Annotated in this window: 14 protein-coding genes; 11 read left to right on the top strand and 3 right to left on the bottom strand. The window is 57.6% G+C overall.

Translation table 11 applies throughout. The annotated features are described in order from the left end of the window. Nucleotides 1–182: 182 nt before the first annotated feature. Nucleotides 183–2,378 carry a hypothetical protein gene (locus AC1DWM_RS09540; RefSeq protein ID WP_477795085.1) on the top strand — a complete coding sequence of 732 codons (2,196 nt, stop codon included), beginning with the start codon at nucleotides 183–185 and terminating at the stop codon, nucleotides 2,376–2,378. Nucleotides 2,379–2,698: 320 nt separating this feature from the next. Here AC1DWM_RS09540 and AC1DWM_RS09535 read toward each other — a convergent pair whose 3' ends face one another. Further along, nucleotides 2,699–3,004 (bottom strand): DUF2288 domain-containing protein, encoded by a 306-nt coding sequence (locus AC1DWM_RS09535; RefSeq protein ID WP_140666187.1) that lies wholly within the window; start codon nucleotides 3,002–3,004, stop codon nucleotides 2,699–2,701. A 350-nt stretch (nucleotides 3,005–3,354) separates the two neighbouring features. Between AC1DWM_RS09535 and AC1DWM_RS09530 the strand changes: the two genes are divergently transcribed. The 9 genes from AC1DWM_RS09530 (at nucleotide 3,355) to AC1DWM_RS09490 (ending at nucleotide 11,080) form a co-directional block, all read left to right on the top strand. Next, nucleotides 3,355–4,482, top strand: a complete 1,128-nt coding sequence (locus AC1DWM_RS09530; protein ID WP_477795084.1) for a branched-chain amino acid ABC transporter substrate-binding protein — start codon at nucleotides 3,355–3,357, stop codon at nucleotides 4,480–4,482. A gap of 232 nt (nucleotides 4,483–4,714) precedes the next feature. Then, entirely contained in the window at nucleotides 4,715–5,638 is a 924-nt protein-coding gene (gene livH / locus AC1DWM_RS09525; RefSeq protein ID WP_477795083.1) for a high-affinity branched-chain amino acid ABC transporter permease LivH, read from the top strand. Next, on the top strand, nucleotides 5,635–6,891 hold the full coding sequence (locus tag AC1DWM_RS09520; protein ID WP_223512236.1) for a high-affinity branched-chain amino acid ABC transporter permease LivM: 1,257 nt from the start codon (nucleotides 5,635–5,637) through the stop codon (nucleotides 6,889–6,891). The genes livH and AC1DWM_RS09520 overlap by 4 nt, the downstream gene beginning before the upstream one ends. Continuing rightward, a complete protein-coding gene (gene livG / locus AC1DWM_RS09515; protein WP_223512237.1) occupies nucleotides 6,888–7,655 on the top strand; it encodes a high-affinity branched-chain amino acid ABC transporter ATP-binding protein LivG in 768 nt (255 codons plus the stop codon). The genes AC1DWM_RS09520 and livG overlap by 4 nt, the downstream gene beginning before the upstream one ends. Next, nucleotides 7,656–8,357: an ABC transporter ATP-binding protein gene (locus AC1DWM_RS09510; protein ID WP_123433777.1), complete on the top strand. Its 702-nt coding sequence runs from the start codon at nucleotides 7,656–7,658 to the stop codon at nucleotides 8,355–8,357. It begins immediately after the preceding gene. A gap of 303 nt (nucleotides 8,358–8,660) precedes the next feature. Next, a complete protein-coding gene (locus tag AC1DWM_RS09505) occupies nucleotides 8,661–8,963 on the top strand; it encodes a BufA1 family periplasmic bufferin-type metallophore (RefSeq protein ID WP_223512238.1) in 303 nt (100 codons plus the stop codon). Between the two features lie 25 nt (nucleotides 8,964–8,988). Further along, nucleotides 8,989–9,843: an MNIO family bufferin maturase gene (bufB, locus tag AC1DWM_RS09500; protein ID WP_477795082.1), complete on the top strand. Its 855-nt coding sequence runs from the start codon at nucleotides 8,989–8,991 to the stop codon at nucleotides 9,841–9,843. After that, on the top strand, nucleotides 9,840–10,601 hold the full coding sequence (locus AC1DWM_RS09495) for an HvfC/BufC family peptide modification chaperone (protein WP_477795081.1): 762 nt from the start codon (nucleotides 9,840–9,842) through the stop codon (nucleotides 10,599–10,601). Before bufB ends, AC1DWM_RS09495 begins: the two co-directional genes overlap by 4 nt. Next, nucleotides 10,598–11,080, top strand: a complete 483-nt coding sequence (locus AC1DWM_RS09490; protein ID WP_477795080.1) for a DoxX family protein — start codon at nucleotides 10,598–10,600, stop codon at nucleotides 11,078–11,080. Before AC1DWM_RS09495 ends, AC1DWM_RS09490 begins: the two co-directional genes overlap by 4 nt. 156 nt (nucleotides 11,081–11,236) lie before the next feature. On the opposite strand, the gene AC1DWM_RS09485 is transcribed toward AC1DWM_RS09490, so the two are convergent. Then, nucleotides 11,237–12,151: a LysR family transcriptional regulator gene (locus AC1DWM_RS09485; protein WP_223512245.1), complete on the bottom strand. Its 915-nt coding sequence runs from the start codon at nucleotides 12,149–12,151 to the stop codon at nucleotides 11,237–11,239. A 104-nt stretch (nucleotides 12,152–12,255) separates the two neighbouring features. Here AC1DWM_RS09485 and AC1DWM_RS09480 point away from each other — a divergent pair, with 104 nt between their 5' ends. Further along, entirely contained in the window at nucleotides 12,256–12,855 is a 600-nt protein-coding gene (locus AC1DWM_RS09480) for a short chain dehydrogenase (RefSeq protein ID WP_223512247.1), read from the top strand. A gap of 21 nt (nucleotides 12,856–12,876) precedes the next feature. On the opposite strand, the gene AC1DWM_RS09475 is transcribed toward AC1DWM_RS09480, so the two are convergent. After that, nucleotides 12,877–13,977 (bottom strand): acyltransferase family protein, encoded by a 1,101-nt coding sequence (locus AC1DWM_RS09475; RefSeq protein WP_477795079.1) that lies wholly within the window; start codon nucleotides 13,975–13,977, stop codon nucleotides 12,877–12,879. Nucleotides 13,978–14,111 lie beyond the last annotated feature (134 nt).

Raw genomic sequence — 14,111 nt, 5'->3', positions numbered from 1 at the left:
TTAAAGAACGCCGAATATTGGCCGATTCATCATGATTAAGGAAAGGATTCCCCCACTGTTGCTCAGGCAAGTCCCTGAGACTTGGGCCAAATACGCGCAAAAAAAAGACGCGAGCCCCCCATTCCGTGAATGGTTTGACGACAGTTGTCGCTCAACCAACAAGTCCAGGTAGACGGCGCACAATGACTTCCAAAAATAACCCGGCCACTGCGGTCTCCGATCTGCTTCTGAGCCCTGCGGCGAACAGCCCCTCACCGTTGAAGCCATTGACCCCGGCGCGCCCGCTGGCCACTCAGCAATACCTGTATTTCACCGAAACCAATACCGACCGCATCCTCGATAACCTCGACGGTCTGCGCGACATGGTGTTCCCGCGCCCGCCCCATCTGGAAGGCGCCAGCGAGCAGCACAGCGACCAGGAATTCCCGTCGGTGTGCCTGATTGGTCTGGGCCGCTGCGGCTCGAACATCGCCCTGGACGTTGCGGAACTGGTGTACAACGCCCGCAAGTTTTATCTCAACGAATTCAATAACGAAGACCGCCTGTCGCCGGACAAACGCTATGCGGAAAAAGGCTACAGCCCGGCACAATGGATTCGTAACAACCTGCGCCTGGGTACCAACAAGGGCGCCAAACCGGTGTTCCTGGTGGAACCGCTGGTCATGCTCGGCGACCTCGACAAAGACATTGCCGGTCGCATCCGTTTCTCGCGCAAGGGCGAAAAAAGCGGCTTCCTGCGCGACTACAGCAAAATGAAAATCATGGACTTGTCGGAGGTCCACGCCGGTGGTGCCGGTAACGCGCCGATTCTCGGTCAGTACCTGGCCAAGATCATCCTGAACAAGGACACCCAGCGTTTCTCCAGCCCGGACTGGAAGATGATTCACTCGTACCTGATCGACAGCTGCGGGATCAAGGCCAACCAGTCGCGCCTGTATTTCTCGATTTTCAGCGCCGGCGGCGGTACCGGTTCGGGCATGGCTTCCGAATTCGGCCTGGCCCAGCAGCACTCATACATGAACAAAACGTTCGACACCAAACCGATGGACGAGCATGACGGCAAGAGCGGTCATTCCTTCGTCTTCGAGCCGATCTTCACCAGCGGTATTTGCGTACTGCCGAACATTTCCGATCACCGCAGCGAAATGTCCGAGGCGCTGCACATCAACGCCGGCCGCCTGCTGTGTAAGTATCTATCGGAAGAGTGGGACTTCTCCTACAACTTCGCCAACGAAGACAGCAGCGAAGCCAGCGTCATGGGGCGTATCCGCCCATGGAACGCCATGATGCTGATCTCCAACGACATCATGCGTTATGCCGAAGAAAGCGATGACGGCAACATCCAGAACATTGACGTCAATGCGATGGAAAAACACGCCAACCAATACATCTCGCAGCAGATCTTCAACATCCTGACAGCACAAGCGGTCACGACGGACTACGACCAGAACTATTTCCGCCGCGCCGGCATCGACATCGGCGAAACCATTCGCCTCGACGCCAACGACTTGTTCATGAGCCTGGCCGGCCCGGTGGCGATTGCCTACGCCGAGTCCGTGGTGCCGGAAACTCCGCCGCCAAGCAGCGACAAGTTCAAGGTCTTCGAGAAAGAACCACAGCGCCTGAACATCGACGATTTGTTCTTCCGCTCCATCGACCTGCCGCACTTCAACAAAGTGACCCAGGCGATCGAAGGCATCAGCCTGCTGCCGATCGAGTCCAAGCGCTATCGCGCCTCGCTGGAGCAATACAAAAATTCCGGTTACGACGCGGCGGCGTTGCACGACCTGCACTTCTTCAAGAACTGCTCGTCGGTGGTGTCGATTGTGTCCTTGCCGAAAGACTACAAGCTGTCCTACATGGACCTGAACCGGTTGAAGACCCACCTCAACAGCCTGTTCCCGAACACCACGCTCAAGCGTTACGCACTGGTAATCGGCGCATCGGCCAACTTGTCGCTGACCACCCTGATCGCCAAAAGCCCGTGCCTGTCGGACGACTTCCTGACGCTGATCGTGGCGTTCATCAAACGCTGCTTTGCGAAAAACCCGTACCGCTTCGACGAGACACTGGATAACTCGATCCTCGACTTCATCATTAATGAAGAGTTCGACGAAGACCGGATCGACGAGTTGCTCAATGAATTCGAGAACCCGGCGAAGATCCTCGATACCAACTGGTACGCGATCAAACCGATGTACGAGAAGAAGTACCGCGAACTGATCAACGACAAGGACAAGTTTGTCTCGATCAACGACATTCGCTTGTCACGCGATTGCGTGAAGAAGGCGATCAAGTACCTGCGTGAGATTTACCGTCACCGGATTGGCAAGACCAAGGTTATTTCCCTCAATAACCATACTGGCAAGACCGCCTAAGACTCGGCGCAATACCGCGTCGTGGCCAATCGCGAGCAAGCTCGGCTCCTGCAGGGACGAWGTCGATCACAAAATTTGTGAACGCCACCGCCCCCTGCAGGAGCCGAGCTTGCTCGCGATTGGCGGCATCAGATCCACCACAAATCCACAATCAAGAAACAATTAAGCAGCCCTTCGGCTGCTCACCGAACTGTTCCCGTTACGTTTACGTCACCGTGATGCTGGCCCACTTGTGGCCTTTCTCCACGGCAACATGCCATCTCGCTACTCACCTACACACTTTTGGCCGCCAACAGGGCGCATCAATGAAGTGCGCAGACTCAGCTCGTCGCCCTTTCCTGGATCAGAATCCACGGCGAAACCACCACGGCCCACAGCTGCGGATCGCGTTCAAAAAGATCCAGCGCCCGCGTTTCAGACAGCTTGGCGACTTGGTCGGCGGCCAGCCAGGCAGCCACTTTCTCGCCTTCGTCAGTAGCGACTGCCTCGGCGGCGGCGATCAAATCCAGACCAGGGTCGACCCACAATAGGGCACCCCTGGCAAAGAACGGCTCCAGCTCTTTCCAGGTAATAGATGCGGTTTCACCAAGCAGCTTGGCATAGAGGGTGCTAGGTTCTTGAGTCATGGGTCCTGTCCGGAAAAGAAATCGACGCGAATGATAACGTTGGTGGTCCGTCAGAAAAACCCGGATGCAATTTAGTCACCGATTGAATAAACGCAGGAAAGCCAAGGAATGCTGCTGAATCAAGCAATTAGCCAGCTAACATCCGCCGTGATTCTGTCTTTTTCTTTCAAAAAAGCGACACCCGCAGAATTTGCCCCCTTGCGCCAGCTTCCCAGGCTAACAATTGGCGCTCTACACTGTACCGGTACAGTTGTCGGGGGCATTTTCCGGAAGGTATCGAAGATATCTGACCCGGTTCTGCTGCTTCGGCGCCAGGACTATAAAAACTACAACAGTAAGAGTGGAGCACTATGACTAAGGCTACTAAGCAGATTTCCAAACTGTTTGCCGCTATGGTTCTGGCCGGGGTTGCCAGCCATTCGTTCGCAGCTGACACCATCAAGATCGGCATCGCTGGCCCTAAAACCGGCCCTGTAGCCCAATACGGCGACATGCAGTTCAGTGGCGCCAAAATGGCCATCGAACAGATCAACGCCAAGGGCGGCGTCAACGGCAAGAAACTCGTAGCCGTTGAATACGATGACGCCTGTGATCCGAAACAAGCGGTCGCGGTCGCGAACAAAGTCGTCAACGACGGCGTCAAGTTCGTGGTTGGCCACCTGTGCTCCAGCTCCACTCAACCGGCTTCGGACATTTACGAAGACGAAGGCGTGATCATGATCACCCCGGCTGCCACCAGCCCGGACATCACCTCTCGTGGTTACAAAATGGTGTTCCGCACCATCGGTCTGGACAGCGCCCAGGGCCCTGCCGCCGGTAACTACATTGCCGATCACGTGAAACCGAAAATCGTTGCTGTGCTGCACGACAAACAGCAATACGGTGAAGGCATTGCCACCGCCGTGAAGAAAACCCTGGAAGGCAAAGGCGTCAAGGTTGCCGTGTTCGAAGGCGTCAACGCCGGCGACAAAGACTTCTCGTCGATGATCGCCAAGCTCAAGCAAGCCAACGTCGACTTCGTCTACTACGGCGGCTACCACCCAGAGCTGGGTCTGATCCTGCGTCAATCCCAGGAAAAAGGCCTGAAAGCCAAGTTCATGGGTCCGGAAGGCGTGGGTAACGACTCCATTTCGCAGATCGCCAAAGACGCTTCCGAAGGTCTGCTGGTAACCCTGCCGAAATCCTTCGACCAGGATCCGGCCAACGTTGCCCTGGCTGACGCGTTCAAGGCGAAGAAAGAAGACCCGAGCGGTCCGTTCGTATTCCCGGCCTACTCGGCTGTAGAAGTGATCGCTGACGGCATCACCGCTGCCAAGTCCGAAGACACTGCCAAAGTGGCTGAAGCTATCCACAAAGGCACGTTCAAGACCCCGACCGGCGACTTGGCTTTCGACGACAAGGGCGACCTGAAAGACTTCAAATTTGTGGTTTACGAGTGGCACTTCGGCAAACCAAAAACTGAAGCTTCGCCTCAGTAAGGCTTTGCCATACTGACTGCCAATAAAGCCCACGGCGTGCCGTGGGCTTTGTTTTACGAACGTTTTGGGCCGCGCTGGCGTGATCCGCCAGTCTCCCCACCTGAAAATCTCAAAACCGTCATCAGCGGTTCGCTGGCAAACCTCGAATTCGAAGTGGATGCAGATCCACGGGGCTCGAGCGGGAAAATGACTCCACCAGTGAAATGCGTATCAGGTTTTTAGGAGCGCTGTAATGCCTGACATCTATCACTTTTTCCAACAGCTGGTTAATGGTCTGACCATTGGCAGCACGTATGCCCTGATCGCCATCGGCTATACGATGGTTTACGGCATCATTGGAATGATCAACTTCGCCCACGGCGAGGTGTACATGATCGGCTCATACGTGGCGTTCATCGCCATCGCCGGGCTGGCCATGCTGGGACTCGACAGTGTTCCGCTGTTGATGACCGCCGCTTTCCTCGCGACCATTGTCGTGACCAGTGCCTACGGTTACAGCATCGAACGGATCGCCTACCGCCCCCTGCGCGGCAGCAACCGTCTGATCCCGCTGATTTCCGCCATCGGCATGTCGATCTTCCTGCAGAATACGGTTCTGCTGGCGCAAGACTCCAAGGACAAATCCATCCCCAACCTGATTCCGGGCAACTTTGCCTTCGGACCAGGTGGTGCACATGAAGTGCTGATTTCCTACATGCAAATCGTGGTGTTCGTGGTGACCTTCGTCGCCATGCTCGGCCTGACGCTGTTCATCTCCCGCTCTCGCCTGGGTCGCGCCTGCCGTGCCTGTGCCGAAGACATCAAGATGGCCAACCTGCTGGGTATCAACACCAACAACATCATCGCCCTGACCTTTGTCATCGGTGCTGCTCTGGCGGCCATCGCGGCTGTGCTGTTGAGCATGCAATATGGCGTGATCAACCCGAACGCCGGTTTCCTCGTCGGCCTCAAGGCCTTCACCGCAGCAGTACTGGGCGGTATCGGCAGCATCCCCGGCGCCATGCTCGGCGGGATCGTGCTGGGGGTAGCGGAAGCCTTTGGTGCCGATATTTTCGGCGACCAGTACAAGGACGTCGTGGCTTTCGGTCTATTGGTTCTGGTGTTGTTGTTCCGGCCAACCGGCCTGTTGGGCCGTCCGGAGGTTGAAAAAGTATGACTAGGAATCTTAAACAGGCGTTGTTCAGCGCCTTGCTGGTGTGGGCCGTTGCCTACCCGGTACTCGGTCTGAAACTGACCATTGTCGGCATCAACCTCGAAGTCCATGGCACCAGCAACGCAACGCTGATCACCATCGCCGTGTGCTCGGTGCTGATGTTCCTGCGGGTGTTGTTCGACCACCAAATCAGCGCAGCCTGGAAAGCCTCGCCGAACATGCCGGTAATGCCGGCCAAGGCCAGTAACTTCCTGACCCTGCCGAGCACCCAGCGCTGGATCATCATTGCGCTGATCATCGGTGCGCTGGTCTGGCCGTTCTTCGGCTCGCGCGGCGCGGTAGACATCGCCACTCTGGTGCTGATCTACGTGATGTTGGGCCTTGGCCTGAACATCGTGGTCGGTCTGGCCGGCCTGCTCGACCTCGGTTATGTCGGTTTCTATGCCGTCGGCGCCTACAGTTATGCGTTGCTGTCGCATTACTACGGTCTGAGCTTCTGGATCTGCCTGCCAATCGCCGGCATGATGGCGGCGACGTTCGGCTTCTTGCTGGGCTTCCCGGTATTGCGTTTGCGCGGTGACTACTTGGCGATCGTGACCCTGGGCTTCGGTGAAATCATCCGTCTGTTCCTGCGTAACCTGACCGACCTCACCGGTGGCCCGAACGGCATCAGCAACATTCCCAAGCCAACGCTTTTCGGACTGACCTTCGATAAAACGGCCGCAGAGGGACTGCAGACGTTCCACGAGTACTTCGGCCTGGAGTACAACTCGATCAACAAGGTGATCTTCCTTTACCTGATCGCGGTGTTGTTGTCGCTGTTCGCCCTGTTCGTCATCAACCGCTTGCTGCGCATGCCTCTGGGCCGTGCCTGGGAAGCGCTGCGTGAAGATGAAATCGCCTGCCGTGCGCTGGGTCTGAACCCGACCATCATCAAGCTTTCGGCCTTCACCCTGGGTGCGTGCTTCGCCGGTTTCGCCGGTAGCTTCTTCGCCGCGCGTCAGGGCCTGGTGACACCGGAGTCCTTCACCTTCATCGAGTCGGCGACCATCCTTGCCATCGTGGTGCTGGGCGGCATGGGTTCGCAACTGGGCGTCGTGCTGGCGGCCACGGTGATGATCCTGTTGCCGGAAATGATGCGTGAGTTCAGTGAATACCGCATGTTGATGTTCGGCGCCTTGATGGTGCTGATGATGATCTGGCGCCCTCAAGGCCTGCTGCCCATGCAACGTCCTCACATGGAGCTGCGCAAATGAGCCGCGAGATCCTTAAAGTAGAAAATCTGAGCATGCGCTTCGGCGGCTTGCTGGCGGTCAACGGCGTCGCCCTGTCCGTGAAGGAAAAACAGGTCGTGGCATTGATCGGCCCCAACGGCGCCGGCAAGACCACGGTGTTCAACTGCCTGACCGGTTTCTACAAGCCGAGCGGCGGCAGCATCCTGCTGGACGGCGAGCCCATCGAAGGCCTGCCGGGCCACAAGATCGCCCTCAAAGGCGTGGTGCGCACCTTCCAGAACGTACGATTGTTCAAGGACATGACCGCGGTCGAGAACCTCTTGATCGCCCAGCACCGTCACCTGAACACCAACTTCCTGGCCGGGCTGTTCAAGACCCCGGGCTTTCGCAAAAGCGAACGCGAAGCCATGGAGTTCGCCGCGTACTGGCTGGACAAGGTCAACCTCACGCAGTTCGCCAACCGTCCGGCCGGCACCCTGGCCTACGGTCAGCAACGTCGCCTGGAAATCGCTCGTTGCATGATGACCCGCCCGCGGATCCTTATGCTCGACGAACCGGCTGCCGGTCTGAACCCGAAGGAAACCGAAGACCTCAAGGCGCTGATCAGCGTGTTGCGTGAAGAGCACAACGTTACCGTGCTGCTGATCGAACACGACATGAAACTGGTCATGAGCATTTCCGACCACATCGTCGTGATCAACCAGGGCACGCCTCTGGCCAACGGTACGCCGGAACAGATCCGCGACAATCCCGAAGTGATCAAAGCCTACCTGGGGGAAGCGTAAATGCTGCAATTCGAAAACGTTTCCACCTTCTACGGCAAGATCCAGGCCCTGCACAGCGTCAACGTGGAAGTCCGCCAGGGCGAAATCGTGACCCTGATCGGCGCCAACGGTGCCGGCAAGTCGACCCTGCTGATGACGCTCTGCGGTTCGCCGCAAGCCCACAGCGGCAGCATCCGCTACATGGGTGAGGAACTGGTCGGCCAGAGCTCGTCGCAGATCATGCGCAAAAGCATCGCCGTGGTCCCGGAAGGTCGTCGAGTGTTCTCGCGCCTGACCGTGGAAGAAAACCTCGCCATGGGCGGCTTCTTCACCGACAAGGGCGACTATCAGGAACAGATGGACAAGGTTCTCGAACTTTTCCCACGCCTGAAAGAACGATTCGCCCAACGCGGCGGCACCATGTCCGGCGGCGAACAGCAAATGCTCGCCATCGGCCGTGCGCTGATGAGCAAGCCCAAGCTGCTGCTGCTCGACGAACCTTCGTTGGGCCTGGCGCCGATCATCATCCAGCAGATCTTCGACATCATCGAACAACTGCGCAAGGATGGCGTGACCGTGTTTCTGGTTGAGCAGAACGCCAACCAGGCACTGAAAATTGCTGACCGCGCGTACGTTCTGGAGAACGGCCGGGTGGTGATGCAAGGCACCGGTGAAGCACTGCTGACTGATCCGAAAGTGCGTGAAGCGTATCTGGGTGGTTGAGTCTTTGCGGTAAACAAAAACGGCCTTCGGGCCGTTTTTTTGTGCCTGCCACAAACCTTCCAGACAACGGAGATCCCCTGTAGGAGCCGAGCTTGCTCGCGATAGCGGTGGATCAGACAACAATGATGTCGAATGACAAACCGCTATCGCGAGCAAGCTCGGCTCCTACAAGGGATTGGTGGTGACTTGAAGTTTTGTAGAAAAATTTTGGGATGGGCTGTAACGCATCGCCATGACCTTTCTCTAGAGCGGTAAGCAAGCACAAACGCTTTCTTACCCAACCTCAAAAACCGGAGAAACATCATGACTGCTACCACCCGCACCCTGTCCGCCACCGCCCTGGTTCTGGCCCTCGGTTCTGCACTGAGTATGGCCGCTGTCTCCACCGTCCACGCGGCCGACGACATGGAAAAATGCTTCGGCGTGGCCATGAAAGGTCACAACGATTGCGCAGCTGGCGCCGGCACCACTTGCGCCGGCACCTCGAAAACAGACTTCCAGACTAATGCTTGGAAGTCTGTCCCTAAAGGCACCTGCGCCACCACCGAAAGCAAGACCTCGTCGACCGGTTTCGGTCAGATGGAAGCCTTCAAAGCCAAAGCCTGATCCGGACCCCGCCCGAGTGTCGACCATGAACCATTCACCGTTCGGGCTCCCGCCCCGCGCCGGGCTCGGGCTCAAGACCGAGCACTTTCGTGAAGTGCTCGGTTCACCACCGGACATCGGCTTTTTTGAAGTCCACGCCGAAAACTACATGGTGGCCGGCGGCCCGTTTCATCATTACCTGGGGTTGATTCGCGAGCAGTATCCGCTGTCGCTGCATGGCGTGGGCTTGTCGATTGGTGCCGAAGGTCCGCTGGACACTCAGCACCTCAAACGCCTCGCCGCACTCATCGAGCGCTATCAACCCCACGCCTTTTCCGAACACCTGGCCTGGTCCAGCCACGGCCCGGTGTTCCTGAATGACTTGTTGCCTCTGGCCTATGACAACGCAACGCTGAACCGCGTTTGCGAACACATAGACCAGGTACAAAGCACCCTCAAACGCCCGATGTTACTGGAGAACCCGGCCACCTACCTGGCGTTCGAGCGCTCGACAATTGATGAAGCAGGCTTCATCAGCGAAGTCATCCACCGCACGGGCTGCGGGCTGCTGCTTGATGTGAACAACGTCTACGTATCGTGCATCAATCATCGTCGCGATCCAGTGGCCTACATCGACGCCCTGCCCCTTCATGCCGTCGGCGAGATTCATCTGGCAGGCTTTGCCGAAGACACCGACAGCCTCGGCGACCGTCTGCTGATTGATGATCACGGCGCCCCCATCGATAAAGCGGTCTGGTCGTTGTACCAGCACGTGCTGGAGCGGACAGGCCCGATAGCCACCCTGATCGAACGCGACAACCAGTTACCGGCCTTCAGTGTCTTGCTGGCCGAGGCGCGTCAGGCTGATGAATTGTTGCTGTTCCCGGGAGGTCAGCCTTGAGCACACAAGCCGCTTTTGCCGCCGCCCTGCTTGATTCCCGACTGAGTTGCCCCGAGGGCTTGTTCAGTGCCAATGGCGCCGACCCCGCCAGCCGTTTCGCGGTGTATCGCAACAATGTGCAGAGCTCGTTGATCAACGCCTTGGCGCACAGTTACCCCGTGGTGATGCAATTGGTCGGTGATGAGTTCTTCCGTGCCATGGCCGGAATTTATTTGCTCAGCAACGCGCCCCAGAGCCCGCTGATCAAAGATTACGGCAACCATTTTGCGCAGTTCATCGACGGCTTCGAACCGGCGAGCAGCGTGCCGTATCTGGCCGATGTCGCCAGACTTGAACAGTTGCGCACCACCGCTTATCACGCGGCCGACGCCCAGCCGTTGAGCCATGAACAGATCGGCGCAGCGCTCGCTGATCCGCAAACCCTGAGCGAGCTGACCGTCGAACTTCACCCCTCCCTCAACCTGCTGACCTCTGCCTTCGCCATGGTCTCGATCTGGGCGGCCCATCAGCAAGACGCAACGTTGGCCGGGATTGACCTGCACCACGGGCAACACGCACTGATCCTGCGCAATGGCCTGGACGTTGAAGTCTTCGTCATCGAGCCCGGCGCCAGCGCCTTCATCCACAACCTGCAAAGCGGCCAGCCGCTGATTCAGGCAGCAGAAACCGCACCCGCGTTCGATCTCAGCCAGACCCTGGCCCTATTGATCGGCTACAACGCCATAACTCACTTACACCACAACAAGGTATCGCCATGAACACACAGAACCCGATCAGCCGTGCCATCGCGCTGCTGGCGTTGATTCCACTGAGCCTGATCGCTTTTATTGCGCGGGTCTCCATCGCGGCGGTGTTCTGGAAGTCCGGGCAAACCAAAGTCGAAGGCCTCGCCATCGACCTGATCGAGGGCACGTTCGAGTTCGGCTGGCCACACCTGGCCGACTCAACCATCCCGCTATTCAAGAGTGAGTACCCCGTGCCGTTGCTGCAACCAGAGATCGCTGCACACATGGCGGCGTTCGCCGAACACTTTTTCCCGGTGCTGATCCTGATAGGCTTTGCCACGCGTTTTTCGGCGCTGGCCTTGCTGGGCATGACCCTGACCATTCAACTGTTCGTGTACCCCGATGCTTATCCAACCCACGGCACTTGGGCGGCGGTGTTGCTGTATTTGATGGCGACCGGGCCGGGGAAATTGTCGATTGATCACCTGATCGCCCGGCGTTACTCCAATTAATACCATCTCCAAAACTTCAGGCGATGAAGAACCAATGCGGGAGCGAGACCGGCTTGCCGGCGATGACGGATCAACATTCAACAAAGATGTTGACTGATCTATCGCTTTCGCGAGCAGGCTCGCTCCCACATTAGGTTTGTGGTGTGCATTCAAAATCTAGCGCTGAAGGCGATCCAGCGCCTCACCGCTGCGCTTGAACCAGCCGATCAGGTAATCCGCCAACACTTGCGTGCGTTTCGGCAGGCCGCCCTGATAAGGATGAACCAGGTACATCGGCATGCGCCGCGTCTGATAATCGCGCAGGAGCCAGCGCAAGCGTCCATCCGCCAATTCCGCTTGCAGCAGGTACGACGGTAAACGGGCGATACCGGCACCCGCCAATGCGGCTTTTTTCAGCAAGCTGTAGTGATTGCTGGCAAACGGCCCCGACACCCGCACCCGTAGCAACTCGTGTTGCTGGTGATAGAGCCATTCTTCGCGACCACTGTAATGGCTGTTGAGCAAGCAACGGTGTTCAGCCAACGCCTGGGGCGTCAGCGGTTCGCCGAACCGTTCAAGATACGCAGGACTGGCGCAGGTCATTTCGTGCCAAGCCAGCAATGGTCGCGCCACCAGACGCTCGTCCTTGCCCACCTCGGAGCGAATCGCCAGATCGAAGCCATCCCGTGACAGGTCGTGAAACTGGTTGTTGAGGTCGAGTTCGATCTGTACCTCAGGGTATTTGCCGGAAAACTCCAGCAACAAACCGTCGAAGAAAGTTTCCCCCAGCGACACCGGCACTGTCATGCGCACCGGCCCGGCCATGTCGTCCTTCAACCGCGCCAATGCCTGACGCGCTCTCTCGACTTGCACTACCAGCGCCTGAGCTTGGGGCAACAGCGCTGCACCTGCCGCCGTCAGACTTAAACGGCGGGTAGTGCGTTGCAGCAGGACCACGGAAAACCGCGTCTCCAGCAAGCTGATGCGCTTGGATAGCTGCCCCTTGCTGCAACCCAGTTGCTGCGCTGCCAAGGTAAAACTCCCCGCTTCGATCAATACCGCAAACGCCGCCAGGTCATCCATCTCGCTCATGGATTGTTTCCATTTGAAAACCAAAGGTTGCCTATTAGTGCGCTTATCAGCAGAAAAAACCACTCTAGACTGAGACCTCATTCAACCACTCGAGGAACAGCACGATGAAAATTCTATTGATAGGCGCAGGCGGCACCATCGGTTCGGCGGTCGACAAGGAGCTGTCCCAGCGTCACGACATCATCCGCATCGGCCGCAACAGTGGCGACTTTCAGGTGGATATCAGCGACAGCGCCTCGATCCGCAAGCTGTTCGAACAGACCGGCAAGTTCGATGCGCTGATCTGCGCGGCGGGTAACGTGACTTTCGCGCCACTGGATGAAATGACCGAAGCCAGCTTCGCGCTGGGTCTGAAAGATAAGCTGATGGGCCAGGTCAACTTGCTGCTGATCGGCCGCGAGTTCGCCAACGACGGCGCCTCGTTCACCTTCACCACGGGCGTGCTCAGCCATGACCCGATTCGCAGTGGCGCCTCGGCAGCGCTGGTCAATGGTGCACTGGACAGTTTCGTGCGCGCCGCCGCCATCGAACTGCCTCGCGGCCTGCGCGTGAACTCGATCAGCCCGAATGTGCTGGTGGAAGCCATGGGCAAATACGCGCCTTACTTCCGTGGTTTCAAACCGGTTCTGGCAGCCGATGTGGCATTGGCCTACGCCAAAAGTGTTGAAGGCTTGCAAACCGGTCAGACCTTTCACGTCGGCTGACCGCCCTTTCTGGCAGGCGTGTTACTGGCGAGCGATCACGCCGCTCGCCAGGCGCTCGCGCCCGAACTGCCGCAGCCACTGCTGCATCGGCCGTTCGAACCTGCGATGGCAAATCAGGCTGACACCGATCAACACAACAAAGAACAGCAGCAACGTCCACGGCTGATAAAAGACGCTACGCCCCGGGAAGAATTTATCCGCCAGCAGCGCGGCGAAAATTTGCAGCGGGAAGTGCAGCAAATAGGAGGCGTAGCTGATATCACCCAGCCACGCCAGGTGCCGGGCGAGCGGTTCCAGCAACTGATGACACGCCGCAATGGCCATGATCGTCAGCGGAAACAACAGCGCAAACTTGATCAACGGCTGATCAGCGCCGAGCAGCCACCAACCCGCCGCACAACCTATCGTCAAACCCATCCTCACCCAACGTGCCGGCGCCCGCTGCAGCAGCCACGCCACCAGGATATAGCCAACACCACCGCAGAAAAAACTGAACACACCAAGAGTGATTTTGTACTGCGCTGGAAAGACACACGCAGCCACAGTGATCAAAAAAATACTGATCAGCGTTGGAAAAGGCGAATAGCGCCACAGCAGGAAAAACGCTGCGTAGAGCAGCACTTCAACAGAGATCGACCAGGCCGGGCCATTGAAAGACCAGCCCTGTTCCAATCCCCACGCAGGGGCGAGAAAAACGTTCAACACGCCGTGATAGATATCATTGAACGGATAAACAAAAGCGTTCCCCGTATACCGGGAGTAGACCATCTGTAACAGCGCAACAGCGGCGAAGGTTGCCAGATGCAATGGATAGATGCGGCTGAAACGCTCGATGAAAAACTGTTTTCCAGTCAGATCCCCTCGCGCCACGGCTTGACCGAACAACCAGAAAAAGATGAACCCGGACAAGCTGAAGAACAACGCGACCGCATCGCCACCGTGTCGATAAAACAATGCAAACACGCTGTAGAAAGGTTGCTGTTCGGTTTGCAGCGGGCCCGGCAACGCCCCTTGAAAAAAGAAGTGCTGCCAATGCCAGAACACCACCGCCAACGCAGCGATACCGCGCAGCGCATCCAATGCGTACAACCGTTTGGGGAAAACAGACTGGTGTTGGTTCATGCCGAAGTGGGCCCGATCCTGGACAAGTGCGCCACTATGCTGGGACGCACCCGGCAACTCAATCCCTGGCACACAAGCCTTGTGATCGCAGGCTTGCCTGAGTAACGTGGCAGCACTTGTCTGGAGAGCCAAAG

Source organism: Pseudomonas sp. P4_C8 (assembly GCF_056401975.1).
Note: the sequence above shows the minus strand (reverse complement) of the source record. Positions and strands in the feature narration are given on the sequence as shown.

Bases quoted from the DNA above. Each gene is read 5' to 3' on its own strand.
- AC1DWM_RS09535 (WP_140666187.1), bottom strand. From the start codon at position 3,004: ATGACTCAAGAACCTAGCACCCTCTATGCCAAGCTGCTTGGTGAAACC.
- AC1DWM_RS09490 (WP_477795080.1), top strand. From the start codon at position 10,598: ATGAACACACAGAACCCGATCAGCCGTGCCATCGCGCTGCTGGCGTTG.
- livG (WP_223512237.1), top strand. From the start codon at position 6,888: ATGAGCCGCGAGATCCTTAAAGTAGAAAATCTGAGCATGCGCTTCGGC.
- AC1DWM_RS09540 (WP_477795085.1), top strand. From the start codon at position 183: ATGACTTCCAAAAATAACCCGGCCACTGCGGTCTCCGATCTGCTTCTG.
- AC1DWM_RS09480 (WP_223512247.1), top strand. From the start codon at position 12,256: ATGAAAATTCTATTGATAGGCGCAGGCGGCACCATCGGTTCGGCGGTC.
- AC1DWM_RS09510 (WP_123433777.1), top strand. From the start codon at position 7,656: ATGCTGCAATTCGAAAACGTTTCCACCTTCTACGGCAAGATCCAGGCC.
- AC1DWM_RS09505 (WP_223512238.1), top strand. From the start codon at position 8,661: ATGACTGCTACCACCCGCACCCTGTCCGCCACCGCCCTGGTTCTGGCC.
- livH (WP_477795083.1), top strand. From the start codon at position 4,715: ATGCCTGACATCTATCACTTTTTCCAACAGCTGGTTAATGGTCTGACC.
- AC1DWM_RS09530 (WP_477795084.1), top strand. From the start codon at position 3,355: ATGACTAAGGCTACTAAGCAGATTTCCAAACTGTTTGCCGCTATGGTT.
- AC1DWM_RS09475 (WP_477795079.1), bottom strand. From the start codon at position 13,977: ATGAACCAACACCAGTCTGTTTTCCCCAAACGGTTGTACGCATTGGAT.
- AC1DWM_RS09485 (WP_223512245.1), bottom strand. From the start codon at position 12,151: ATGAGCGAGATGGATGACCTGGCGGCGTTTGCGGTATTGATCGAAGCG.
- bufB (WP_477795082.1), top strand. From the start codon at position 8,989: ATGAACCATTCACCGTTCGGGCTCCCGCCCCGCGCCGGGCTCGGGCTC.
- AC1DWM_RS09520 (WP_223512236.1), top strand. From the start codon at position 5,635: ATGACTAGGAATCTTAAACAGGCGTTGTTCAGCGCCTTGCTGGTGTGG.